Raw genomic sequence first — 22,606 nt, 5'->3', positions numbered from 1 at the left:
TATCCGGACAGCGCGCTCCACTCTCCCGACCCGCTTCGCGGGCCACCCTCGCCCGCAGAGGGGCGAGGGCGGGGCGCATGGTGGTCCCGGGCACCCACGCCGTCCATCGAAGACCCATCGGGGATGATAAGCGCGCGCGGCCCGTTCGCTCAGTGGGGATCCGCGCCGCCGATGACCGCCATTCCGAACACGGACCGCCATGAAGGCCCGCGCGCGAGCGCGGCCGTCCCACGCCTGGAGGTCCGCGGGGTGGGCCGGCGCTTCGGCCGGGTCGCCGCCCTGGACGACGTGTCGCTCGCCCTCGCGCCGGGCGAGATCGTAGCCGTGCTCGGCGAATCCGGCTGCGGCAAGAGCACCCTGCTACGCCTGATCGCCGGGCTGGAGGCGCCGGATACGGGCGAGATCCGCATCGACGGAGGCTGCGTCGCCGGGCCCGGACGCGACGCCTCGCCCGAGACCCGCGGCGTCGGCCTGATGTTCCAGGACTACGCCCTGTTCCCCCACATGAGCGTGCTCGCCAACGTCTGCTTCGGCCTCAAGGGGAGCCGGGCCCAGGCCCGCGCCGCAGGGCTGGCGCGGCTGGCCGAGGTCGGCCTCGCGCACCGGGCCGAAAGCTACCCGGGCACGCTCTCGGGCGGCGAGGCGCAGCGCGTGGCGCTGGCCTGTGCGCTCGCCCCCCGCCCGCGGATGCTGCTCCTCGACGAGCCCTTCTCCAACCTGGACGCCCACACGCGGGGACGGGTGCGGGCCGATACGCTCGCGCTGCTGCGGGCCTCGGGGATCACGGCGATCCTGGTGACGCACGATCCCGGCGAGGCGCTGGACTTCGCCGACAGGATCGCCCTGATGCGCCACGGCCGGATCGTTCAGTCCGGCAGCGCCGAGGACCTCTGGCGCGGGCCGGCGTCGCCGTTCGCCGCCCGTGCCCTCGGCGAGGTGGTCGAGGTGCCGGGCCGCGCGCAAGGTGGCCGGGTCGAGACGGCCCTGGGCGCCCTGCCCACGGCCGATGCCGCGCTCGCCGGCCCGGTGCGGGTGAGCCTGCGCCCCGACGCGATCCGGATCGGACGCGCCGGCGCCGGGGTGCCCGCGCGGGTGCTGCATCGCAGGTTCGCCGGCGCCGGCATCCGCCTGCACCTCGCGGTCGAGGGCCTCGACGCGCCCCTGAGCCTTCCGGCCGCCGGCGACGACTCCTCGGCACCGGGGGACGTGGTCTTCCTCAGCCTCGATCCGCGGGAGGCCTTCGTATTCTCGGGCTGAAAGACGGCAGAAATATCGATATTCGACACTTGAAATAGAATAATTCCAGTATTTATTCGCTTGATCGAAGCGAATATCGTCTATAGACGCGTCCTCGTCGAGGAAAGCTGAAAGATACGTCGTGCCATCATCGATTCTGAACCGCAGGACTCTCCGCGCAAGCTTCGTGGCGCTCGCCGCAATGCTGGCAGGCGGCGCGTCTGCGGCGGAGGTCAACCTCTACACCACCCGCGAGCTCGGCTTGATCCGGCCCCTGCTCGACGCCTACACGGCCAAGACCGGCGTGAAAGTGAACACCGCCTTCGTGGAGAAGGGCCTGGCCGAGCGCGTCGCCGCAGAGGGCGCCCGCAGCAACGCCGACGTGCTGATGACGGTGGACGTGGGCAACCTGATCGAGCTGGTCGACAAGGGCCTGACTCAACCGGTGCGCTCCGCCACCCTGGAAGACGCTGTGCCGGCCGCCCTGCGCGATCCCGCCGGCCACTGGTTCGCCCTCTCCATGCGCGCCCGCGTGCTCTACGCCGACAAGCACCTCGCCGACCTGAAGACCGCGACCTACGAATCCCTGGCCGACCCGATGTGGAAGGGCAAGATCTGCCTGCGCGCCGGGCAGCACCCCTACAACACCGCCCTCATCGCCGCCTACATCACCCGGCACGGCGCCGAGAAGGCCGAGGGCTGGCTCCGGGGCCTCAAGGCCAACCTCGCCCGCAAGGCGGCGGGCGGCGACAGGGACGTGGCGCGCGACATCGCCGCCGACATCTGCGAGGTCGGCCTCGCCAACTCCTACTACGTCGGGCTGATGCGCTCGGGCCGCGGCGGGCCGGACCAGAAGGCGTGGGGCGAGGCGATCAAGGTCGTGCTGCCGACCTTCGAGGACGGGGGCACCCACGTGAACGTCTCGGGCGCCGCCCTGGCCAAGTCCGCGCCGAACCGGGACGAGGCGGTCAGGCTCCTCGAATACCTCGTCTCGGACGAGGCCCAGGCGATCTACGCCAAGTCCGACTACGAGTATCCGGTCAAGGTCGGCGCCTCGGTCGACCTGATGCTGGCCGAACTCGGCACGCTGACCATCGACAAGACGCCGCTCGTCGAGATCGCCCGCAACCGCAAGGCCGCGAGCCTGCTCGTGGACAAGGTCGGCTTCGACAACTGATCCGTCGCGGGACCGGTCCGCACGGATGGGACGGGCGGCCGGACGGGCCGCGGCGGGTCTGCTCGCGGCCCTGATCCTGGCCCCCGTCATCTCCCTGGCGTTGTCGGCGGCGCAGGGCACGGGCGAACTGTGGCCGAACCTGGCCGCCTACGTCCTCCCCGGCGCGATCCGCGACACGGTGCTCCTGCTCCTCGGGGTCGGCCTCCTGGTGGTCGCAATCGGCACGGGGGCGGCCTGGCTGGTCGCCGCCTTCGAGTTTCCGGGTCGGCGCTGGCTCGACGCGGCCCTGCTGCTGCCGCTCGCCGTGCCGACCTACATCGTCGCCTACGCCTATCTCGACCTGCTGCATCCCCTCGGGCCGGTGCAGGGGGGCTTGCGGGCGCTCTTCGGCCTGACACGGCCCCGCGACCTGCCCTTCCCCGAACTGCGTTCGCTGCCCGGCTGCATCCTGCTGCTCGGCCTCGTGCTCTACCCCTACGTCTACCTGCCGACCCGCGCCCTGTTCCTGATGCAGGCCGGCACGCTGCTCGAGGCTGCGCGCACGCTCGGCGCCGGGCCGGGCCGGGTCTTCGCCCGCATCGCCCTGCCCCTGGCCCGGCCGGCCATCGCGCTGGGCACCGGGCTCGCCCTGATGGAGGCCCTGAACGACGTGGGCGCGGCCGAGTTCCTCGGCGTGCGCACCCTCACGGTGCAGGTCTACGCGACCTGGGTGAACCGCTCGGACCTGCCGGGGGCGGCGCAGATCGCCCTGGTGATGCTGGTGGGCGTCCTCGGCCTCCTGGCCCTGGAGCGGGCGGGACGCGGGGCACGCGGCTACGCGGCCTCCGCCCGGCGCGACAGCCCCATGAGCCGGCGCCCCTTGCGGGGTTGGTGGGCGGGCGCCGCCCTCCTCCTCGGCCTCACCCCCGTGGCGCTGGGCTTCCTGCTGCCGGCGGGATACCTGCTGCTCGCCGCGGTCCGGCGGGTTCGGCTCGCCGGCTGGCCCGGGACCCTGGCGGCGGAGGTCGGGCACACGCTGCTCTATGCCGGGATCGCCACCCTCGCCATCGGCGGCGTCGGGCTGCTGGTGGCCGCCTCGCCCGGCCTCCTCGGGCGGCGCAGCGGGCGCGGCCTGATCCGGCTCGCCGGCCTCGGCTACGCCCTGCCGGGGACGATCCTGGCCATCGGCCTGCTCGCGCCGCTCGCCGCGCTCGATGCGGGGCTGTCCGGTCTCGGCGCCCCGCAGACGCTCATCGGCCTCGGGACCGGGGGCGCCCTGGTGATCGCCTATGCCATCCGCTTCCTCACCGTGGCGGTGGGCGCGAGCGAGGCCGGCCTGTCGCGCATCCCCGCCTCACTGCCGGACGCCGCCCGGATGCTCGGGCACGGGCGGCTGTCCACCCTCGCGCGGATTCAAGTGCCGCTTGCCTGGCCGGCCATCGTCAGCGGATGCCTCCTGGCCTTCGTCGAGTGCGTGAAGGAACTGCCGGCGACGCTGCTGCTGCGCCCCCTCAACGTCGAGACCCTGAGCACGCACCTCTACGGCGAGGCCGCCCGCGGCACCTACGAGGACGGGGCGCCGGCCGCCCTGCTGATCGTGGCCGTCGGACTGGTCCCGGTGGCGCTGCTGCTGCACCCGCGGTCCGGCCCGCGGGGAGTGGACGGATCGGCTGATCCCCATCATGCAACCCGGTCGAACCACGAACGAGGGACAGCATGACGGACCCTGCGCAGAACAAGGCGAACGTGATCGCCTTCTACGAGGCGATGTTCAACGACTGCCAGCCACGCGCGGCAATCGAGCGCTACGTCGGCGACGTGTACATCCAGCACAATCCGCATGTGGCGACCGGCAAGGACGGCTTCATCGCTTATTTCGAGCGCATGGCACGTGAGTGGCCGGGCAAGCGGGTCGAGATCAAGCGAGCGGTCGCCGAGGACGATCTGGTCGTCCTGCACTGTCTACAGCACTGGCCGGGCAATCGAGACTACGCAGCCATCGACATATTCCGGCTCGATGGTCACGGCAAGATCGTCGAGCATTGGGACGTACTCCAAGTCCTGCCCGAGACGTCCGCCAACCCGAACGGCATGTTCTGAGCAGCCGGTGGCTGGATCGCGCTTCCCGGTGCATCGCGAGTCAGCGGCTTTGGCGCACGCGTGAGTGGCTGGATCGTTGCCCCCGACTCGGCCCGGCGTTCCCGCAATGATGATCGCGGCGACCCGGCCGGATGTCATTCGAAACCACGACGCGATCGGGCTCATCGCCGGCCGCGCGCATCCGTCAGCGCGCTCCGCGATGCAGGTCCCCGTCGATCAGCAGGGCGCTCTTGCCGTCGAGGCGGGTGCGGTAGACCTGGAGGTTCTCCATCACCCGCTGCACGTAGTTGCGCGTCTCGGTGAAGGGGATGCGCTCGACCCAGTCGATCACGTCCACCTCGGCCTTGCGCGGGTCGCCGTAGGCGTCGATCCACTTCTTCACGTTGCCGCCGCCGGCGTTGTAGGAGGCGAAGGCCAGGACGTAGGAGCCGCGCCAGTCCTCCATCAGCTCGCCGAGATGGGCTTGGCCGAGGCGGGCGTTGTAGGCCGGGTCGCTGGTCAGGCGGTCCTGGTCGTAGGCGGCCGCCACCCGGCGGGCGGTGCGCTGGGCCGTGGCCGGCATCATCTGCATCAGGCCGCGCGCCCCGACGCCCGACTGCGCGCGTGGGTCGAACTGGCTCTCCTGCCGGGCGATGGCGAAGACCATGGCCCGCTCCACCTGCGGCACCGCCGTGAAGGTCTCGTAGGCCGGGATGCCGATGGTCGGGTAGGCGTGGGCGTCCACCGGCAGGCCGCGCTGCACCGCGAGCTTGCCCACCGCCACCAGGGCGCGGGCATCCTTCATCTCCACGGCGAGGTCGCCGAGGGCCTGGACCTCGCGGGCATCGGTGAGGCGCTGGGCCGTGTCGATGTAGAGCGGCAGCGCCAGTTCCTTGAGGGCGGCCGCCCCGAGCAGCCGCAGCGCCCGGATGCAGAGCCGGTCCTCGAACCCCTTGCGCTGCGTGGGGTCGAGGTCGGCCGGCGCCCGCAGGGCGAGGCTGGTCTGGCCGAGCTTGGCCCGGGCGAGCTGCCCGTAATAGGCGATCGGCTGGAGGGCGGCACGCCCGTAATGGGTCTTGGCCTCCGCCTCCTGCCCCAGGGCCTCGGCGGCGCGGCCCTGCCAGTAGGCGGCCCGCGCCAGCGAGATCGGCGTCTCGGCGATGGCGGCGGCCTGGGCGAAGTGGCGCGCGGCGGCCTCGGAATCGTTGGCGAACCGCAGCGCGATCCAGCCGGCATGGAACTCGGCCTCGATCCGCTTCTCCACCGTGCGGGCGCCGTGGCCGGCGGCGACCGTGTAGGCGGTCTTGGAATCCGAGAGGTCGAGGAGCTTGCGGGCGACGATCCGGCGCTCCACCCACCACTCGTCGCCATCGACCAGCACGTCGGGGTTCGTCGGCGCGGTCGCGAGCACGGCGGCGGCCTCGGCCGGCTTGTCGGCCCGGCGGAAGAACTGGGCGCGGGAGAACAGGTAGGAGGTGTCGTTGCGGAGCGACGGCGGCACGGCGGCGAGCGCCGCGGCGGCGCCCGAACTCTTGCCCTCCACGGCCCGGCGCGCCCGCACGAGGCTGGCATAGCTCCCGCCCGCGTAGCCGGCCGCGCGGCCCGCCGTCTCCCAATCCTCCTTCAGGAGCGCCCGCTCCATGCGGTAGCGGTGGTCGATCCGGGTGAGCAGGCCGGGGAAGGCGTCGAGCACCCGCGCCTCCAGGGTCCGCCCGAAGGTCTCCCCGCGCCACAGGTCGCGCACGAGGTCGGCCGCGTCGGCATCGAGGCCGTCCGCCTTGAAGGCCAGGGCGAGGGCGAACTTGCCAGGCGCGCTCGCGGGCTTCGAGGCCCCGAAATAGGCGCGCACCACGGACGGCGGCTTGCGCTCGATCAGCAGGGCCTCTTCGGCGCGGCGGCGGAGCAGCGGGCCGGCCGGCCAGTCCGGGTTGGCGCGGGCGAAGGCGACGGTGCGCTCGAAGCCGATGCCGGCGCCCGCGCGGATCGCGATCCATTCCAGCAGGGCCTTGGCCGCGGGATCGGAGAAGGCATCGCGCAGGCGGTCCCCGTCCGCGACCTTGCCCTTGCGGTAGGCGTCGATGGCCTGGCGCAGCGCCGCCACGTCGGTGTCGCCGGCGAACGCCGCGCGGGCCGGGTCCGGCACCTCGGGGACGGGGGCGGCCGGGCTCAAGGACGCATCGGGCAGGGGGAAGGCGATCGGTGCCTCCGGGTCGGCGGAGGCGTAGGCCGCGGCGCCGGGCGGCAGGGGCTTGGAGGCCCCGGCCTCCGTCGCCTTCGGGTCGAGCTTGAGGGCGTCGGCCGCCACCGGGTCGGCCGCCACCTTGGCATCACGGACCTGTGCGGCGGGGGCTGCCGCGTCCGTGGAGGGCGGGGTCGGCTGCGAGGCGGCCGGGGTGTCCGAGCCGCGCAGCTCGCCGGAGGGCGCCGCGAGGGTGACGCCGGCCGTCAGGGCGAGGCCGAGGGCGGCGAGGTGCGCGCGGGTCAGGGACGCCATGGCTTGCGATCAATCCCCCGAGCGGATGCCGACCGGAGCGGGCATGGCCCAAGCTCCGCCGCGCATCGTTAAGAAGCCGTTAACCCTGGCCGCGATTCGTTTGCGCGGTGTGCGCCGAAGCCCTATGTCTGCGCCGCGGCGCCGGAGGCCCGGCGCGAGGATCGAGCGGCGGCCAGACCGCCCGGGACGCCCGAGATGACCGAGACGAACACCCGCCGCCTGCGGGGCTCGATGACAGCCCTGGTGACGCCCTTTCGCGACGGCGCCTTCGACGAGGCCGCGTTCCGCGCCTTCGTGAACTGGCAGATCGAGCAGGGCAGCCACGGCCTCGTGCCCACCGGCACCACCGGCGAGAGCCCGACGCTCAGCCATGCCGAGCACGACCGGGTGGTCGAGGCGTGCATTGCCGAGGCCCGCGGCCGAGTGCCGGTCATCGCGGGTGCCGGATCGAACTCGACGGCCGAAGCGGTCGAGCGGGCCCAGCACGCCGAGAAGGCGGGGGCCGACGCCGTGCTCGTAGTCACGCCCTATTACAACAAGCCGACGCAAGGCGGGCTCTACGCCCACTTCAAGGCCGTCAACGACGCGGTCGGCATCCCGATCATCATCTACAACATTCCCCCGCGCTCGGTCGTCGACATGAGCGTCGAGACGATGGCGCGCCTGTTCGAACTCAAGAACATCGCCGGGGTGAAGGACGCCACCGCCAAGATCGACCGCGTCAGCCTCCAGCGCCAAGCCATGGGTGAGGTTTTCATCCAGCTTTCAGGCGAAGATGCGACGGCGATCGGCTACAATGCGCACGGTGGCCACGGCTGCATCTCCGTGGTCTCGAACGTCGCCCCCCGGCTCTGCGCCGACCTGCAGGAGGCGACCCTGTCCGGCGACTACGCCAAGGCGCTCGGACTCCAGGACCGGCTGCTGCCGCTCCAGGTCGGGCTGTTTGCCGAATCGAACCCGTCTCCGGTCAAGTACGCTCTGGAGCGCCTCGGCCACATGCGCGCCGACGTGCGCCTGCCCCTGGTGCCGGTCTCGGCCGAGACCCGCGCCGTCGTGGACGCGGCGCTGCGGCACGCCGGCCTGATCGAGGGCTGAGCGGACCGAGCATGGCCCCCAAACCCGAGCCCAGCCGGCGCATCGTCGCCGACAACCGGTCCGCCCGCTACCACTACACCATCGAGGACACCATGGAGGCCGGCATCGCGCTGACCGGCACGGAGGTGAAGTCGCTGCGCGGTGGCAAGGCCACCATCGGCGAGTCCTATGCCGGCCCCTCCGGCACGGACCTGATGCTGTTCAACGCCTACATTCCGGAATACCTGGAGGCGAACCGCTTCAACCACGACACAAAGCGGCCCCGCCGCCTGCTGCTGCACCGCCGTCAGATCAACAAGCTGATCGGCGCCACCCAGCGCCAGGGCTACACGGTGATCCCGCTGAAGATCTACTTCAACGACCAGGGCCGGGCGAAGGTCGAACTCGGCCTCGGCAAGGGCAAGCAGGCCCATGACAAGCGCGAGGCCACCAAGCAGCGCGACTGGGAGCGCGACCGCGCCCGGGTCATGCGCGACCGGGGTTAGTTTCACTTCGGCCGCTCCCTCTCTCCTCTGCGGGAGAGGGTGGCCCCTTCGTCAGCAGGGGTCGGGAGATGGGAGCGACCTCTCCGGATACGGCGCTCCCCTCTCCCGACCCGCTTCGCGGGCCAGCCTCCCCCGCAGAGGGGGGAGGGAGAGTGCGCTGTTTCCGTAAAATCCACGACCCGGTAGGCTGGGGCCCATCACCGGAGCCCCGCCATGGAACCGAACTACCAAAATCTGCCCGCCCCCGTCGACGACGGCGCGGCGGCCCATCTCGAGGGCCGCCGCCTGCCGGACGTGTCGCTGGCCGCGACCGATGGCGGGCGGGTGTCGCTGGCCCGCCTGACGGGCCGGACCGTGGCCTACGCCTATCCGCGCACCGGCGAGCCGGGCCAGCCGAACGTCGTGGCGGATTGGGACGCCATCCCCGGTGCCCGCGGCTGCACGCCCCAGTCCTGCGGCTTTCGCGACCATCACGCCGAACTGACCGCGCGCGGGGTGGCGCAGGTGCACGGGCTCTCGACGCAGGCGCCCGCCTACCAGCGGGAGGCGGGCGGGCGGCTGCACCTGCCCTTCACACTACTCTCGGACGAGTCCCTGGCTTTCGCCCTGGCCGCCCGCCTGCCGACCTTCGAGGCGGCGGGGCAGACGCTGCTCAAGCGCCTGACCCTCGTCATCGACGACGGCATCGTGACCAAGGTGTTCTACCCCGTGTTCCCGCCGGACCGCAGCGCCGCCGACGTGGTCGCCTGGCTCGACGGGGCCGGCTCGTGAGGCCCTACTCGGCGTCCACGGCCTCGCCCGCCGGCCCCTGGCGGATGCCGTAGCGGCTCTCCAGGCCAGGGTTGGGACGCGTCGGCCGGTCGCCGACCTCGCGGCCCCGGACCGGCCCGTCGCCGACGGCGCGCGGCGTCCGCTCGCCGGGGTCGCGGCCGACCTTGGCGACGAGGTGGGCGAGGTCGAGGAACTCGTCGGCCTGACGGCGCAGTTCGTCCGAGATCATCGCCGGCTGGGTCTGGATGGTCGAGACCACCGTCACCCGCACGCCCCGGCGCTGCATCGCCTCCACCAGGGAGCGGAAGTCGCCGTCACCGGAGAACAGCACCATGTGGTCGATATGGGGCGCGAGCTCCAGGGCATCGATCGCGAGTTCGATGTCCATGTTGCCCTTGAACTTGCGGCGCCCCATGGAATCGGTGAATTCCTTCACCGGCTTGGTCACGACACGGTAGCCATTGTAGTCGAGCCAGTCGATCAGCGGGCGGATCGAGGAGTATTCCTGATCCTCGATCATGGCCGTGTAGTAGAACGCCCGCAGCAGCGTGTCGCGGCTCTGGAATTCCTTGAGCAGGCGCTTGTAGTCGATGTCGAAGCCGAGGGCTTTCGTGGTCGCGTAGAGGTTGGCGCCGTCGATGAACAGGGCGCTGCGCTGGGGTAGGGCCATGGGGGTCCGGTCTCCGGATCAGGAATTCGATAAACAGGAAATTCGCCGCGCGACGAACCGGCATCCGTTCCGTCGGGAGGCATGTCGGGCGGAGCGGGACACCGTCGCGATCAGGCCGCTACCGGCGAGGAACGACTTCGGTCCCGGAACAAATCTGCAATCGATCGTAGAGGCGGTGCAATGCTCGAAAGAGCTTCCCGCTCGCGTCACGACCCTTGGGTGCAAACGGTAATCCTGTCAAGCGAAAGCAAGGACGCGGGCCAGACCAGACTTGAGCCGATGGTCGGGATCGTCAAGGATTTGTTTCCACCAGGTAGACGGACCGATGGGAATTATCGCGCGAGACGGCGCAAATATTATTCAAGTTGCGTACAGGACGGCACGTTCATCTCGCCGCGACGCATCGCTCAGCCGTTGACGCGGTCGACACGGGCCACGGCGCGCTTGCCGCGCAGCTCCGCCACGATGGCGTTGAGGTGCTGCAGGTCCCAGACCGAGAGGTCGATGGCCACGTCCGTGAAGTCCTGGGTGCGCCGCTTCATCGAGAGGTTGTCGATGTTGCCGTCGTGGTCGGCGATGACCTGGGCGATCTGGGCCAGCACGCCGGGCTCGTTGATCGATTGCAGCGCCAGGCGGGCCGGGAAGCGCTCGCTGTTGTGGGCCTCGAGGTCCCAGCGCACGTCCAGCCAGCGCTCCGGCTCGTTGTCGAAGGCGGCCAGCGCCGCCGACTGGATCGGGTAGACGGTGACGCCGACCCCGGGGGTGAGGATGCCGACGATGCGGTCGCCCGGCACCGCGCCGCCGTTCGGGGCGAAGCTGACCGGCAGGTCCCCGTCGATGCCGCGGATCGGGATGGCGTCGGCCTGCGTCCCCGCGGCGATCTCGCCGCCGGGGAACGTCAGCCGCATGGTCTGGTCCTTCGAGCGGACGAGCCGCCCGGCCCGGTTGGCCGGGGGCTGCGGCACGGCGGTGTTGGGGACGGCGCGGCGCTCGTCCTTGTAATCGGGGTAGACCGCCCGGACCACGTCGCCGGAGAACATCTCCCCGCGTCCGACCGCCGCGAACACGTCCTCGGTGGAGGTCCGCGCCAGCCGCGGCAGGGCCCCGCGCAGCTTGTCGTCGGAGAAGCTCTTGGCCGCCCGCTCGAAGGCCCGGTCGAGGATCTGGCGGCCGAGGCCCGCATATTGCCGGCGCACCGCCGAGCGGGTGGCGCGGCGGATCGCGGCACGGGCCTTGCCGGTGACGACCAGGGATTCCCACGCGGCCGGCGGCGAGGCCCCGTCTGACCGGGCGATCTCGACCTCGTCGCCGTTGGCGAGTTCGTGCAGCAGGGGCGCCATGCGCCCGTTGATCTTGGCGCCAACGGCGGTGTTGCCCACGTCCGTGTGGACCGCGTAGGCGAAGTCGATGGGGGTCGCGCCCCGCGGCAGGGCGATGAGCCGGCCCTTTGGGGTGAAGCAGAACACCTGGTCCTGGAACAGCTCCAGCTTGGTGTGCTCCAGGAACTCCTCGGGGCTGTCGCCCTCGGCCAGCAGCTCGATCGTGCGGCGCAGCCACTGGTAGGCGCCGCTCTCGGTGGCCAGCCGCGGATGGACGCTGCCGTCGCCCGGCGCCTGGCCCTTGGCGCCCTCCTTGTAATGGGCATGGGCGGCGATGCCGTACTCGGCGATCTCGTCCATCTCGCTTGTGCGGATCTGAAGCTCGACGCGCTGGCTCTTGGGGCCGATCACGGTGGTGTGGATCGAGCGGTAGTCGTTCTGCTTGGGCGTCGAGACGTAGTCCTTGTAGCGGCCCGGCACCATCGGCCAGGTGGTGTGGACGATGCCGAGCGCGCCGTAGCAATCGGCCAGGGTGTCCACCACCACGCGGAAGCCGAAGATGTCGGAGAGCTGCTCGAAGGCGACCGACTTGCGCTCCATCTTCGACCAGATCGAGAAGGGCTGCTTCTGCCGCCCGGTGACTTCCGCGGTGATGCCCCGCGCCGCGAGCTTGGCGGTCAAGTCCCGCGCGATGCCCTCGACCATGCGCTCGGACTTGGCGGAGAGATCGGCCAGCCGCTGCGTGATGGTGGCGTAGACCTCCGGCTCCAGGTTGCGGAAGGCCAGGTCCTCGAGTTCGTCGCGCAGTTCCTGCATGCCCATGCGGCCGGCGAGGGGCGCGTAGATGTCCAGGGTCTCCTGGGCGATGCGCTTGCGCTTCTCGCCCGGCATGTGGTGCAGGGTGCGCATGTTGTGCAGGCGGTCGGCGAGCTTGACCAGCAGGACGCGGACATCCGCGGCCACGGCGAGCAGGAGCTTGCGGAAGTTCTCGCCCTGCGCCGCACGCTTGGAGACGAGGTCGAGGCGCTTGAGCTTGGTCAGGCCGTCGACCAGCGCCCCGATCTCGGGGCCGAAGATCCCGCGGATCTCGTCCAGGGTCGCGGCTGTGTCCTCCACGGTATCGTGCAGGACGGCGGCCACGATCGTCGCGTCGTCCAGGCGCAGGTCCGTGAGGATGGCGGCGACTTCGAGGGGGTGGCCGAAGAAGGGGTCGCCCGAGGCCCGCTTCTGCGTGCCGTGCGCCCGCATCGCGTAGACGTAGGCCCGGTTGAGCAGGTCCTCGTCGGCGGCGGGGTTGTAGCGCTTCACCCGCTCGACGAGTTCGTACTGGCGCATCATCCGCCGAATGACCTCTTCCCTCCCACGAGCCCCGACGCCGCTTTGCAACTCTCCCGCAAGGCGCGCCCGCGCGCCAGCCCCACGGCGCCGCAGCCGCAGAGAATCGACCCGCGTGCGGCAGAAAAAACGGACATGAAAAAACCCGGCGTCGCCGCCGGGTCCATGTCTTCGTCGCAAAGCGTCAGGCTCACTCGCCCTCGTCGTCCGTCTCCACGGGCGGGGCCAGGTTCTCGAGGCCGCGCAGCAGGTCGTCCTCGCTCATGCGGTCGAATTGCGGAGCGGAATCGTCGCTGGCCGCCTGGGGCGACACGGCAGCCGCCGTGGGCGAACTCGACAGCAGCGGAACGGCCTCGGCCTCCGGCTCGTCCACCTCGACGTATTTCTGCATCGAGTGGATAAGCTGTTCCTTGAGGTCGTCGGCCGTGATGGTCTCGTCGCCGATCTCGCGCAGGGCCACCACGGGGTTCTTGTCGCGGTCGCGGTCGATGGTCAGCGGGGCGCCGGCGGCCAGCAGGCGGGCGCGATGGCTGGCGAGCAGGACCAGCTCGAAGCGGTTCTCGACCTTCTCGATGCAGTCTTCGACGGTGACGCGAGCCATGCGGGGCGGCTCCTTCTGGATTCGGAAAAAATGTCGGGCGGTGCCGGCTCTTACACCGGATGCGGTTTGGCAACAAGCACAGCGGCTTGGGCCGGACAGGGCTTCGACGAGGGCTTAAGCCTTGCGTGACGAACGAAGCCGAACGGGAGGTCCCCATGAACCACGCAGCGAGCCGGCGCCATTTCCTGGGCTGCGCCTGCCACCTCGGCGCTGCGGCCCTGGCCGCGACCGCCCTGCCGCGGGGGGCCTTTGCCGCCGCGCCGTCCTCGAAGAAGACCGACATGACCCCCGACCAGGCACTGGCCGCCATGAAGGAGGGCAACGCGAGCTATCTGACCGAGTCCCCCGTGCGCTCCGCGCAGGGACGCGAGCGACGCATCGAGATCGCCCTGGGGCAGACCCCGTTCTGCGTTCTGGTGAGCTGCTCCGATTCCCGCGTCTCGCCGGAGATCCTGTTCGGGCGCGGGCTCGGCGAATTGTTCATCGTGCGCAACGCCGGCAACACCGTCGACACGACGGCGCTCGGCTCGATCGAGTACGCGGTGGCCCAGCTCGGCGTGCCGCTGGTCCTGGTCATGGGCCACAGCCGCTGCGGCGCCGTGGAGGCGGCCGTGAGCGTGGTGAAGAACAACACCGTGTTCCCCGGCGCGATCGGCCAGATGGTCGAGCCCATCATCCCGGCCGTGATCGCGATCCGGGACAAGCCCGGCGACTTCGTGGAGAACGCGGTGCGCGCCAACGTCGACCGGACGGTGGCCCGGCTGCGCACGGCCGCCTCGCCGCTGCTGACCGATCCGCAGAAGGCGGGCAAGCTGCGGGTGGTCGGCGCCGCCTACAGCCTCGACAACGGCACCGTCGACTTCTTCAACGAGAGCTGAATCCCAAGGCAATCGCTTGAACGCGCCTGCCCTGGCTTCGTTGTCCCAGCCTCAAGTGCCGGCGCCCGCGTCCACGGGCTCAAGCTTTCGCTTCGCTCGACGTTTTCCGGGACGGTCGTCCCGAAAAACACGCTCCGCGGGGCGCTCTTCGCGCCCTGAAGTCGCCGAGGCGACTTCAAACGATTGTCCTGCGCGTTGTGCGCTGCATTGTTGACAGGTCCGGCGCCTGATGCGACTGCGCCGCCCTTTCCGCAGGGGGCGGACGGGATTCCCATGGCGCGCGCACTCATCTTTCCGGGACAGGGCAGCCAGGCCGTGGGCATGGGCAAGGCGCTGGCCGAGGCGTTTCCCCAGGCCCGCGCCGTGTTCGAGGAGGTGGACGCGGCGCTTGGCCAGCCCCTCTCGCGGTTGATGTTCGAGGGCCCGGTCGAGGAGCTGACGCTCACCGGCAACGCCCAGCCGGCGCTGATGGCGGCGAGCCTCGCGGTCCTGCGGGTACTGGAGGCCGAGCGCGGCCTGGACATGGCCCGCGACGTGGCCTGCCTCGCCGGCCATTCGCTGGGCGAGTATTCGGCGCTCGCCGCCGCCGGGGCCCTCACCCTGTCCGACACCGCACGCCTCCTGCGCATCCGCGGCGCGGCGATGCAGCGGGCCGTGTCGCCGGGCGACGGGGCCATGGCCGCCCTGATCGGGGCCGAGATCGAGGCGGCCCGCGAGATCGCCAGCGAGGCGTCCGAGGGCGCCGTCTGCGACGTCGCCAACGACAACGGCGGTGGGCAGGTGGTGCTATCCGGCGACAAGGTTGCCGTCGAGAGGGCCGTGGCGATCGCGCAGGCGCGCGGTATCAAGCGCGCGGTGATGCTCAACGTCTCCGCCCCCTTCCATTGTCGCCTGATGGGGCCGGCCGCGCAGGCCATGCGCGCGGCGCTCGCCGAGGTCGCCCTGAAAGTCCCCGTCGTCCCGGTCTACGCCAACGTCACCGCCGCCCCGGTCTCCGAGCCCGACGCGATCCGCGCGGCCCTGGTCGAGCAGGTCACCGGCACCGTGCGCTGGCGCGAGAGCGTGTCGGCCATGGCGGCGGCCGGCATCGACGCCTTCACTGAGCTCGGCGCCGGAAAGGTGCTGACCGGCCTCCTCAAGCGCATCGCGCCGGGTGCCGCGGGCTCGGCCATCGGCACGCCGGCCGACGTCGCCGCCTTCGCGCCCTGACGGACGCCCCTGAAAGGACTGCCATGTTCGATCTCACCGGCCGCAAGGCCCTCGTCACCGGCGCCACCGGCGGGCTCGGCGGCGCCATCGCCCGGGCGCTGCATGCGCAGGGCGCGAGCGTGGCGCTCTCCGGCACGCGGGCCGAGGCCCTGGAGGCGCTCTCCGCCGAACTCGGCGCGCGCACGCACGTGCTGCCCACGAACCTGTCGGATGCGGCCGCCGTCGAGGCCCTGGTGCCGGCGGCGGAAGCCGCGCTCGGCGGCCTCGACATCCTGGTCAACAACGCCGGCATCACGCGGGACAACCTGTTCCTGCGCATGAAGGACGAGGAGTGGGACTCGGTCATCGCCGTCAACCTCACCGCGGCCTTCCGGCTCTCGCGGGCGGCGGTGAAGGGCATGATGCGCCGCCGCTCCGGCCGCATCGTCAACATCGGCTCGGTGGTGGGCTCCACCGGCAATCCCGGCCAGGGCAACTACGCGGCGGCCAAGGCCGGCCTCGTCGGCCTGACCAAGGCGCTGGCGGCGGAGGTGGCCTCCCGCAGCATCACCGTGAACTGCGTCTCCCCCGGCTTCATCGCCTCGCCGATGACGGACGCCCTGAACGACAAGCAGCGCGACGGAATCCTCGGCCGCGTGCCGGCAGGCCGCCTCGGGCAGGGCTCGGAGGTGGCCGCGGCCGTGGTCTACCTCGCCTCGAACGAGGCGGCCTACGTCACCGGCCACACTCTGCACGTGAATGGCGGCATGGCGATGTACTGACGCCGCCGCAAGGCCGTGTCCCGTTGTAATCGTTGGCGAAAGACACACCTCTGAACGGTTCGTGAACCGCCCCTCGCCAGCGCCAAAGCCCTGTGTTAACACCCCGGCAGCCGGGCCAGGGGGTTGACGGTTCAAGACGACGACGCACGATCGGATACCGGCCGCGACGGACGGGCGGCCCGGATCACGGGCCGATGCGGCCACGGCGCTTCACCACTCACCATCAGTCAAGAAGACGAGGACAAAGAACGATGAGCGATATCGCTGAGCGCGTGAAGAAGATCGTCGTCGAGCACCTGGGCGTCGAGCCCGAGAAGGTGGTCGAGAGCGCGAACTTCATCGACGATCTCGGCGCCGACAGCCTCGACACCGTCGAGCTCGTGATGGCGTTCGAGGAGGAGTTCAACGTCGAGATTCCGGACGACGCGGCCGAGACCATCCAGACGGTCGGCGACGCGGTCAAGTTCCTGGAGAAGAACTCCGCCGCCTGACAAGGCTTCGGTTTTCTCGCGGCGCGGATGGGGCGAGCACGCCCCCGCGCCGTTATTTCGTTCTGCGACTCGGACTGGGATGAAGCGATGCGGCGGGTGGTGGTCACGGGTCTGGGCATGGTCACGCCGCTCGGCAGCGGGGTCGAGCATACCTGGAGCCGCCTGATCGCCGGCGACAGCGGCGCCGGGCCGATCCGGGGCTTCGAATCGGCGGACCTCGCCTGCCGCATCGCCGCCCAGGTCCCGTTCGGCGACGGCACGGACGGCACCTTCGACCCCGACCGGTGGATGGAGTCGAAGGAGCAGCGCAAGGTCGACCCCTTCATCGTCTACGCCATGGCCGCGGCCGGCGAGGCGCTGGACGACGCGGACTGGCACCCGCAGGACTACGAGGACCAGTGCGCCACCGGCGTGCTCATCGGCTCCGGCATCGGCGGCATCGGCGGCATCTACGACGCCTCCGTCACCCTGCACGAGAAGGGCCCGCGCCGGATCTCGCCGTTCTTCATCCCCGGCCGCATCATCAACCTCGCCTCGGGCCAGGTCTCCATCGCCCATGGCCTCAAGGGCCCCAACAACGCCGTCGTCACCGCCTGCTCCACGGGCTCGCACGCCATCGGCGACGCCTCCCGGCTGATCGCGCTCGGCGATGCCGACGTGATGGTTGCGGGCGGGGCCGAATCCCCGGTCAACCGCCTCTCGATCGCGGGTTTCTGCGCCTGCCGCGCCCTGTCCACCGGCTTCAACGAGACTCCCGAAAAATCCTCGCGCCCCTACGACAAGGACCGCGACGGCTTCCTCATGGGCGAGGGCGCCGGCATCGTGGTGCTGGAGGAGTACGAGCACGCCAAGGCGCGCGGCGCGAAGATCTACGCCGAGGTGGTGGGCTACGGCCTCTCGGGCGACGCCTACCACATCACCTCCCCCTCCCCGGACGGCGACGGCGCCTTCCGCTGCATGTCGGCGGCCGTGAAGCGGGCGGGCATCGACCCCTCCGAGATCGACTACATCAACGCCCACGGCACCTCGACGCCGATGGGCGACGAGCTGGAGCTGAAGGCCGTCGAGCGCCTGCTCGGCGACGCTGCGGGCAAGGCCGCGATGTCCTCCACCAAGTCCTCGATCGGCCACCTCCTCGGGGCGGCCGGCGCGGTGGAGGCGATCTTCTCGATCCTCACCATCCGAGACGGCGTCCTTCCCCCGACGCTCAACCTCGACAACCCCAGCGTCGAGACCAAGATCGACCTCGTGCCGCACGAGGCCAAGCGCAAGCGGGTGGACGTGGTGCTGTCGAATTCGTTCGGATTTGGCGGGACGAACGCGAGCTTGGTGATGCGGCGCGTCGATTGATCGCCGAGGCCTAAAACTCGACAGAACTGCATTGAATCGCTAGCAGGCCACCGTATTGCTCGCCTGGACCGCGATCGTATAACCCCGCAGCGTCGAAGTCGTCGACCCCGTAAAGATCTGGCTGATCGCCGAAAAGAGCGGCGTGTAGGTCATCGACATCACGACGACGACGGCGAGGTCCTTTTCGGACAGCACCGCGAGCGCCTTGGTCTGCACGTCCGATTCCAGGTAGGTCGCGGTGCCGGTGCAGACGCGGATGGCGCCCGAGATCTCGTTCACCTGCACGATCGACAGCGCCATCGTCGGATAGCGGATCAGGGTGTTGGCCTTGCGGGCGGTGTATTGCTGGATCGTGTCGGTGATGCAGCTCCCGTAGCCCGCCGTCGCCGAGGACGGGCAGGAGGTGACGAGGCCGGCCACCTGCTTGGTGGTGCGCTCGATCTCGCGGTTGAAGCCGGAGATGCTGATCACGTCGACCGCGCCCGCGGTGCAGGCGAGCAGGATGGTCGCCAGGAACGCGAATTCCACGATGGCACCGCCGCCTGCGTCGCGCGCGAAGCCGCGTCTCAACGGGCGCAGGGCCATCACGGCCTCCGGAACACGACGGAGCCCTTGGCCCACATCACCGGCAGGAAGGGCAGGATGCGGATGGCCGGGATGCCCGCGCGGAGCAGCAGGGCGTTGTTGCTGGCGCCCGCGTTGAAGGTCGTGCCGGTGATCGCCGTGGCCGTCGTGGACACGGTGGAGAGCACCTGCATCTCTACGAGCAGGTTGGCCTTGCAGGTCGCCAGCGGCAGGATGCGGATGCGGGTGCAGACCGTGGTCTTGTAGGTCGTCGCGTTGCCGGTCAGGAGCCCGAGTTCCTCTGACGGACCGGAGGCGGCGTCGAACAGGGCATTGCCGAGCTGGACCTGCGTGTACTGGTAGAGGCCCAGCTGCAGGATGCCGACGAGCAGCAGGATTACCGGCCAGACCAGGATCGCGAACTCGACGGCGACGGCGCCCGACGCATCGCGGCACAGGCTCGGAGCCCGCCGGGTCAGTCCCATCCTTTGCCGAGAACCGCGCATCGCTCCATCGCTCACGGGCAGGAGTTGCGGCAGATGCGGATGTAGTCGATCAGCCCGCCATAGGTGTCCTCGCGACCGGCTGCGCGCCAGGAGAAGCGATAGTCGGACTTGGTCGTGACCGTGAACTTGTAGACGCGCTCCGTCCAGGCATCGGCCTGGACGCAGACGTCTACGAGATTGTTCGCACTGTAGGTGTAGTTGCCGGATTTTTCGACATAGAGTTCGATGCGGTTGGTCTGGCCCTCCGTGGTGTACCAGGACACGTCGCTGTCCTTGGCCCCACAGATCACCTGCCCCGGTCGCGACGCGTCGCGCAGGCGGGCGATGTACCAGTAGCGGACCTCGTACTCGTCGGCCGTCAGGTTCATGATGCGCGACATGGTCGAGTTGGACTTGCAGCTCGAATTGTTCGTGTTGGCCGCGGTGCCGCAGTCGCTGTCCAGCTCGGCGAAGAAGTTGCCGAAGCGGATCGTGTTGGCCGCCAGTTCCGGCATGCCGTTGATCTCGATACCGGCGGCCTGGGTGGTCCAACCGTTCCACGCATTGCTGTTGTTCTTGCCGCCGAGCACGGTCCAGCTGTTGCTCGCCACGCTGTGGTTGCTCTCGAAGGATTCCGAGAACAGCAGCTCCGGCGTCGAACCGTTGGCCTTGAGTGCGTCGGTGGTCGAGATCACCGCGCAGTCCTTGCTCGCCGAGAAGGGGATCTTCAGCGTGTTGAGCAAGCCCGAGAAGACAAGGTTCTGGGAGCCGGTGGCCTCGACGTGGACGTTGACGTCGGAGGCGGGCGTCGTCTTCGGCGTGATCGTCGGGAGGTTCTTGGCCGCGAAGTTCCGGACCGCCAGGGTCTGGATCATGTCGGGATAGGTCTTGGTCGTATCGCCCCTCTTCACGTCGAGGGGCTTCTGGGCGTTCACGTAGGCCGCCCCTTGCGCGCAGGACAGTTCCACCGCGCTCCACAGGCGCTGGCGGAAGGTGACGGCCCGCGAGGTCTCGACCGCGCCGCCGATCCCGACGAGGAGCGCCGGCAGGGCGATGGCGACGATGACGGCGATGGAGCCGCGTCTATCCTTCAGGAACATGTTGGCGAGACCGGAGCGGGAAGCTGCCGAAGCTGACCCCCTTTCATCGATCCGGGACCGCTAACGATGCCTTAAAAACAGTCCCGCCATATCCAATATTCAAGCGCCGCGTGTCGCACACGTACCTGAGGTTTACAGAGTACCGTCAACGCATCCTCAATATCCGACAGGCGACGGCATGTGGTGCCTCTCGCAAAACTCTCCCCACGCCGCCGCGGCCACCCGGATAGTTTCGGGGTGATCGGGATCTCGCGAGGTGGGCTTACCAGTGGCGCCGCTCGTCCACCTCCGGAACGCGGCCATGGGGCGTCAGCCCGTCGATCACCTGCGGAAGGACCTCGGCCAGTTGCGACAGCAACGCGTCGCGCCCGAGGCCGGTCCGGTTCTGGAGGGTATCGAGGGCGCCGGGGCCCAGCGCCCGGGCGAGCTGGTCCGGCTCGACGGTCCGGTTCTGGCCGTGGCCGATCCAGGATTCGATCGCGTCGCCGAGGCCGCCCTGGCGGAAGCGGTCGATCAGCCCGTCGAGCCCGCCGAGATCGGCGCCGTCCTGCGCCTCCCGGTCCAGGTGGGCGTACGGACCGGCGTCCGGCCTGCGCCCCTGCGACGGACGGTCCCCGGGCTCGTCGAGCATGCCGGAGAGGTCGCTGTAGTCGCCATCGGGCAAGGCGCCGGCACCAGGGCCGGTCTCGGGGACGTCCCTGCGCCCGCCGCGCTGGTTGAAGCCGCCGATGTCGCCCGGGTCCTGGCCCGGATCGCGCCCATACGGACCGGCCCCGCCGGAGCGGTCGGCCTCCGGCCCCGGCTCGGAGTGCCGGCCGCCGCCGAAGATGTCTCCGAAGCCGCCGCTCGCGCCCTTGGCGAGCAGCAGCATCAGCAAAGCCTTGACCAGGGGCGACATCGCTCCGCCGCCCTGCCCCCTTTGGCCGCCGCCGAACACCTGCCCGAGCACGCCGCCGATGACCGAATCGAGCAGACCCATGACGCGTCTCCGGAATGGCGGGCAGCAAAAGGGCCCCCGCCGATAACGGCGGAGGCCCGGCCGCGGTTGCGCGGAACGGCCGGGCGCCTCAGCCGCCCCTGCGCATGTTGCCGGGCAGATGCGCCTTCGGATCGACCCGGCCACCGCCGTCGTCGGTGGTCATCACGTCGGTCGACGGCTTGAGGGCGCGGGGTGCCGACACGCCGTCGTTCGGCTTGCGGGCCGCATCCCGGCCGTCGACGGTCGCTGGCGTGGGCTGGTCGATGCGGCTCCCGGCCGTCTGGGCGCTGGCGGGCTCGACCAGGGGGGCGGTCAGCATCGCGGCCGTGCCCGAGACGGCGAGGCCCGTCAGGAACAGGGCGGTGGCGAGCCCCCCGGCGCGGGGGCGCAGGGAGGGCCGGTTCTTTGCGTGCGGTCGCTGGGTCATGGGCGGTCCCGATCCGATCTCCGAGGCGGATGAGCGCGGGGCTCGTGTCGGAGGGGCAACGCGGGCACGGGGCCGGTCGGTTCCAGGCCTCAGGGGGATTTCGGAGCGGGACGGGCCGCGAGCCGCGCCGCCAGGGCGCCGAGACCGCAGCCGGCGAGATAGGCGGCGAGCAGCATCGCCGCGCTCTCGATCCAGAGCCCGGCCGTGCCCTGCACCGGACCGGCCAGCGCGAGACCGGCGAGCAGAAGCCAGGCCGCGGCAAGGCCGGGGAGGCTCGCCCGGTCCCGCGGCATCCCGGAGAGCCAGCCGATCCCGATACCGAGCAGGACGGCCCCGGCGAGCCCCGGCCAGAGGGCGGACAACAGCAGCATCACGAACCCGAGATCCTCGTTCCAAGCCAATCGGAGCGCCCGCCCACACGCCGCATACGACGGCGCGCCCTATGATGCGCCCTCCCCTCACGGGCGCAGGGCGAAGGCGACATTCCTCTGCCCGGCCGGCGGCCCCTCGCCGGCCACCGCCACCTGATCGAGGCCGGCGCCGGCCTGGAGCAGGTACTCGACGATCGCCAGCGCCCGCTGCTGGGCGAGATCGGGTGCCGGCGCCTCGTCCGCGGCCGGCTTGGCCGCCGTGTCGGACTTCTTCGCATCGGTCTTTTTCGTATCGATCTTTTTCGTATCGGTCCTGGCCGGCTTGGCCTCGGCCTTGCCGCCCGTGCCTTTGCCGTCCGTACCCTTGCCATCCGTACCCTTGCCGTCCGGCTTCGGAGGCGCAGGCTTCGGTACGGGACGTTGCGCCGGCGCGTTCACGGCCTCCGGCTGGCCCAGAGCGATGCCCTGGGTCGCGCTCGCCTCGGCGACAGGGGGGTTCGCTTCCGGCGCCGCCGCCGGCTTGTCCACGGGCGCCGCGGGCTTCGGCGGGGCGGGATCGCCGTGGCCGGTCACGCTGATGCGCAGGGCCGGGCAGGCCCTGGCCAGGGCGGCCAGGGCGTCGAGGGTGGGGTAGAAGTCCGGGCTCAGCGCGGTGCTGCCGGGGGAAAACCGCAGGTCCCGGCCGGCCGAGGCCGCCGGCCCGTTGCGGCAGCCGTCCCCGTCGCGCCGCCCGGCCGGATCGCGGGCCTG

General features: G+C 70.7%; 22 protein-coding genes and 1 pseudogene. 12 read left to right on the top strand and 11 right to left on the bottom strand.

Going from position 1 to position 22,606, the window contains the following annotated elements; all coding sequences use genetic code 11:
* The first annotated feature begins 171 nt into the window (after positions 1-171).
* The 4 genes from COGEMETH_RS09990 to COGEMETH_RS09975 all read left to right on the top strand — a co-directional run bounded on the left by COGEMETH_RS09990 (position 172) and on the right by COGEMETH_RS09975 (position 4,492).
* Positions 172-1,257: an ABC transporter ATP-binding protein gene (locus tag COGEMETH_RS09990; RefSeq protein WP_238182431.1), complete on the top strand. Its 1,086-nt coding sequence runs from the start codon at positions 172-174 to the stop codon at positions 1,255-1,257.
* 181 nt (positions 1,258-1,438) lie between these two features.
* Positions 1,439-2,413 (top strand): extracellular solute-binding protein, encoded by a 975-nt coding sequence (locus tag COGEMETH_RS09985; protein ID WP_238182432.1) that lies wholly within the window; start codon positions 1,439-1,441, stop codon positions 2,411-2,413.
* A 25-nt stretch (positions 2,414-2,438) separates the two neighbouring features.
* Positions 2,439-4,112, top strand: coding sequence for an ABC transporter permease (locus COGEMETH_RS09980; RefSeq protein WP_238182430.1), 1,674 nt, complete (start codon positions 2,439-2,441; stop codon positions 4,110-4,112).
* Positions 4,109-4,492, top strand: coding sequence for a nuclear transport factor 2 family protein (locus tag COGEMETH_RS09975; RefSeq protein ID WP_238182429.1), 384 nt, complete (start codon positions 4,109-4,111; stop codon positions 4,490-4,492). The genes COGEMETH_RS09980 and COGEMETH_RS09975 overlap by 4 nt, the downstream gene beginning before the upstream one ends.
* A gap of 184 nt (positions 4,493-4,676) precedes the next feature.
* On the opposite strand, the gene COGEMETH_RS09970 is transcribed toward COGEMETH_RS09975, so the two are convergent.
* Entirely contained in the window at positions 4,677-6,965 is a 2,289-nt protein-coding gene (locus tag COGEMETH_RS09970; RefSeq protein WP_238182428.1) for a transglycosylase SLT domain-containing protein, read from the bottom strand.
* A 195-nt stretch (positions 6,966-7,160) separates the two neighbouring features.
* Between COGEMETH_RS09970 and dapA the strand changes: the two genes are divergently transcribed.
* From dapA to COGEMETH_RS09955, 3 genes are all read left to right on the top strand, one after another.
* Entirely contained in the window at positions 7,161-8,060 is a 900-nt protein-coding gene (gene dapA / locus COGEMETH_RS09965; RefSeq protein ID WP_238182427.1) for a 4-hydroxy-tetrahydrodipicolinate synthase, read from the top strand.
* A gap of 11 nt (positions 8,061-8,071) precedes the next feature.
* Positions 8,072-8,545, top strand: a complete 474-nt coding sequence (gene smpB, locus COGEMETH_RS09960; RefSeq protein ID WP_238182426.1) for an SsrA-binding protein SmpB — start codon at positions 8,072-8,074, stop codon at positions 8,543-8,545.
* 213 nt (positions 8,546-8,758) lie between these two features.
* Positions 8,759-9,316, top strand: coding sequence for a peroxiredoxin (locus COGEMETH_RS09955; protein WP_238182425.1), 558 nt, complete (start codon positions 8,759-8,761; stop codon positions 9,314-9,316).
* Between the two features lie 4 nt (positions 9,317-9,320).
* On the opposite strand, the gene COGEMETH_RS09950 is transcribed toward COGEMETH_RS09955, so the two are convergent.
* The 3 genes from COGEMETH_RS09950 to rpoZ form a co-directional block, all read right to left on the bottom strand.
* Positions 9,321-9,986, bottom strand: coding sequence for a LabA-like NYN domain-containing protein (locus COGEMETH_RS09950; protein WP_238182424.1), 666 nt, complete (start codon positions 9,984-9,986; stop codon positions 9,321-9,323).
* A 407-nt stretch (positions 9,987-10,393) separates the two neighbouring features.
* Positions 10,394-12,643: a RelA/SpoT family protein gene (locus COGEMETH_RS09945; RefSeq protein ID WP_238182423.1), complete on the bottom strand. Its 2,250-nt coding sequence runs from the start codon at positions 12,641-12,643 to the stop codon at positions 10,394-10,396.
* A 187-nt stretch (positions 12,644-12,830) separates the two neighbouring features.
* Entirely contained in the window at positions 12,831-13,241 is a 411-nt protein-coding gene (rpoZ, locus tag COGEMETH_RS09940) for a DNA-directed RNA polymerase subunit omega (protein ID WP_238182422.1), read from the bottom strand.
* A 155-nt stretch (positions 13,242-13,396) separates the two neighbouring features.
* Between rpoZ and COGEMETH_RS09935 the strand changes: the two genes are divergently transcribed.
* The 5 genes from COGEMETH_RS09935 to fabF all read left to right on the top strand — a co-directional run bounded on the left by COGEMETH_RS09935 (position 13,397) and on the right by fabF (position 17,930).
* Complete coding sequence (locus tag COGEMETH_RS09935) at positions 13,397-14,119, top strand: carbonic anhydrase (protein WP_238182421.1); 723 nt, start codon at positions 13,397-13,399, stop codon at positions 14,117-14,119.
* 273 nt (positions 14,120-14,392) lie between these two features.
* Positions 14,393-15,328, top strand: coding sequence for an ACP S-malonyltransferase (fabD, locus tag COGEMETH_RS09930; protein ID WP_238182420.1), 936 nt, complete (start codon positions 14,393-14,395; stop codon positions 15,326-15,328).
* A gap of 23 nt (positions 15,329-15,351) precedes the next feature.
* Positions 15,352-16,089: a 3-oxoacyl-[acyl-carrier-protein] reductase gene (gene fabG, locus COGEMETH_RS09925; RefSeq protein WP_238182419.1), complete on the top strand. Its 738-nt coding sequence runs from the start codon at positions 15,352-15,354 to the stop codon at positions 16,087-16,089.
* 251 nt (positions 16,090-16,340) lie between these two features.
* Complete coding sequence (locus COGEMETH_RS09920; protein WP_007559070.1) at positions 16,341-16,580, top strand: acyl carrier protein; 240 nt, start codon at positions 16,341-16,343, stop codon at positions 16,578-16,580.
* Positions 16,581-16,667: 87 nt separating this feature from the next.
* The gene (gene fabF, locus COGEMETH_RS09915; protein WP_238182418.1) at positions 16,668-17,930 is read left to right on the top strand and encodes a beta-ketoacyl-ACP synthase II; all 1,263 of its coding nucleotides are present in this window, start codon (positions 16,668-16,670) and stop codon (positions 17,928-17,930) included.
* A gap of 39 nt (positions 17,931-17,969) precedes the next feature.
* Here the strand turns inward: fabF and COGEMETH_RS09910 are convergent, their stop codons facing one another.
* From COGEMETH_RS09910 to COGEMETH_RS09880, 7 genes and pseudogenes are all read right to left on the bottom strand, one after another.
* The gene (locus COGEMETH_RS09910; protein WP_238182417.1) at positions 17,970-18,515 is read right to left on the bottom strand and encodes a TadE/TadG family type IV pilus assembly protein; all 546 of its coding nucleotides are present in this window, start codon (positions 18,513-18,515) and stop codon (positions 17,970-17,972) included.
* Positions 18,515-18,979: a TadE/TadG family type IV pilus assembly protein gene (locus COGEMETH_RS09905; protein WP_238182416.1), complete on the bottom strand. Its 465-nt coding sequence runs from the start codon at positions 18,977-18,979 to the stop codon at positions 18,515-18,517. The genes COGEMETH_RS09910 and COGEMETH_RS09905 overlap by 1 nt, the downstream gene beginning before the upstream one ends.
* A 32-nt stretch (positions 18,980-19,011) precedes the next feature.
* A complete protein-coding gene (locus COGEMETH_RS09900) occupies positions 19,012-20,079 on the bottom strand; it encodes a TadE/TadG family type IV pilus assembly protein (protein ID WP_238182415.1) in 1,068 nt (355 codons plus the stop codon).
* Positions 20,080-20,341: 262 nt separating this feature from the next.
* A complete protein-coding gene (locus COGEMETH_RS09895; RefSeq protein WP_238182414.1) occupies positions 20,342-21,058 on the bottom strand; it encodes a YidB family protein in 717 nt (238 codons plus the stop codon).
* An 88-nt stretch (positions 21,059-21,146) separates the two neighbouring features.
* The gene (locus tag COGEMETH_RS09890) at positions 21,147-21,485 is read right to left on the bottom strand and encodes a hypothetical protein (protein ID WP_238182413.1); all 339 of its coding nucleotides are present in this window, start codon (positions 21,483-21,485) and stop codon (positions 21,147-21,149) included.
* 89 nt (positions 21,486-21,574) lie between these two features.
* Positions 21,575-21,856 carry a hypothetical protein gene (locus COGEMETH_RS09885; RefSeq protein ID WP_306421738.1) on the bottom strand — a complete coding sequence of 94 codons (282 nt, stop codon included), beginning with the start codon at positions 21,854-21,856 and terminating at the stop codon, positions 21,575-21,577.
* An 87-nt stretch (positions 21,857-21,943) separates the two neighbouring features.
* Positions 21,944-22,606 (bottom strand): annotated as a pseudogene (locus COGEMETH_RS09880) (hypothetical protein); the annotation flags it as partial.

Origin of the sequence: Methylobacterium trifolii, from assembly GCF_022179685.1 — a bacterium.
Classification (GTDB): domain Bacteria; phylum Pseudomonadota; class Alphaproteobacteria; order Rhizobiales; family Beijerinckiaceae; genus Methylobacterium; species Methylobacterium trifolii.
This window is presented reverse-complemented; position numbering and strand designations above follow the sequence as displayed.

Bases quoted from the DNA above. Each gene is read 5' to 3' on its own strand.
- COGEMETH_RS09935 (WP_238182421.1), top strand. From the start codon at position 13,397: ATGAACCACGCAGCGAGCCGGCGCCATTTCCTGGGCTGCGCCTGCCAC.
- COGEMETH_RS09885 (WP_306421738.1), bottom strand. From the start codon at position 21,856: ATGCTGCTGTTGTCCGCCCTCTGGCCGGGGCTCGCCGGGGCCGTCCTG.
- COGEMETH_RS09945 (WP_238182423.1), bottom strand. From the start codon at position 12,643: ATGATGCGCCAGTACGAACTCGTCGAGCGGGTGAAGCGCTACAACCCC.
- dapA (WP_238182427.1), top strand. From the start codon at position 7,161: ATGACCGAGACGAACACCCGCCGCCTGCGGGGCTCGATGACAGCCCTG.
- COGEMETH_RS09900 (WP_238182415.1), bottom strand. From the start codon at position 20,079: ATGTTCCTGAAGGATAGACGCGGCTCCATCGCCGTCATCGTCGCCATC.
- COGEMETH_RS09950 (WP_238182424.1), bottom strand. From the start codon at position 9,986: ATGGCCCTACCCCAGCGCAGCGCCCTGTTCATCGACGGCGCCAACCTC.
- COGEMETH_RS09895 (WP_238182414.1), bottom strand. From the start codon at position 21,058: ATGGGTCTGCTCGATTCGGTCATCGGCGGCGTGCTCGGGCAGGTGTTC.
- fabD (WP_238182420.1), top strand. From the start codon at position 14,393: ATGGCGCGCGCACTCATCTTTCCGGGACAGGGCAGCCAGGCCGTGGGC.
- COGEMETH_RS09980 (WP_238182430.1), top strand. From the start codon at position 2,439: ATGGGACGGGCGGCCGGACGGGCCGCGGCGGGTCTGCTCGCGGCCCTG.
- COGEMETH_RS09920 (WP_007559070.1), top strand. From the start codon at position 16,341: ATGAGCGATATCGCTGAGCGCGTGAAGAAGATCGTCGTCGAGCACCTG.
- COGEMETH_RS09910 (WP_238182417.1), bottom strand. From the start codon at position 18,515: ATGGCCCTGCGCCCGTTGAGACGCGGCTTCGCGCGCGACGCAGGCGGC.
- smpB (WP_238182426.1), top strand. From the start codon at position 8,072: ATGGCCCCCAAACCCGAGCCCAGCCGGCGCATCGTCGCCGACAACCGG.
- COGEMETH_RS09955 (WP_238182425.1), top strand. From the start codon at position 8,759: ATGGAACCGAACTACCAAAATCTGCCCGCCCCCGTCGACGACGGCGCG.
- fabG (WP_238182419.1), top strand. From the start codon at position 15,352: ATGTTCGATCTCACCGGCCGCAAGGCCCTCGTCACCGGCGCCACCGGC.
- COGEMETH_RS09985 (WP_238182432.1), top strand. From the start codon at position 1,439: ATGCTGGCAGGCGGCGCGTCTGCGGCGGAGGTCAACCTCTACACCACC.
- COGEMETH_RS09970 (WP_238182428.1), bottom strand. From the start codon at position 6,965: ATGGCGTCCCTGACCCGCGCGCACCTCGCCGCCCTCGGCCTCGCCCTG.
- COGEMETH_RS09990 (WP_238182431.1), top strand. From the start codon at position 172: ATGACCGCCATTCCGAACACGGACCGCCATGAAGGCCCGCGCGCGAGC.
- COGEMETH_RS09905 (WP_238182416.1), bottom strand. From the start codon at position 18,979: ATGGGACTGACCCGGCGGGCTCCGAGCCTGTGCCGCGATGCGTCGGGC.
- COGEMETH_RS09890 (WP_238182413.1), bottom strand. From the start codon at position 21,485: ATGACCCAGCGACCGCACGCAAAGAACCGGCCCTCCCTGCGCCCCCGC.
- rpoZ (WP_238182422.1), bottom strand. From the start codon at position 13,241: ATGGCTCGCGTCACCGTCGAAGACTGCATCGAGAAGGTCGAGAACCGC.
- fabF (WP_238182418.1), top strand. From the start codon at position 16,668: ATGCGGCGGGTGGTGGTCACGGGTCTGGGCATGGTCACGCCGCTCGGC.
- COGEMETH_RS09975 (WP_238182429.1), top strand. From the start codon at position 4,109: ATGACGGACCCTGCGCAGAACAAGGCGAACGTGATCGCCTTCTACGAG.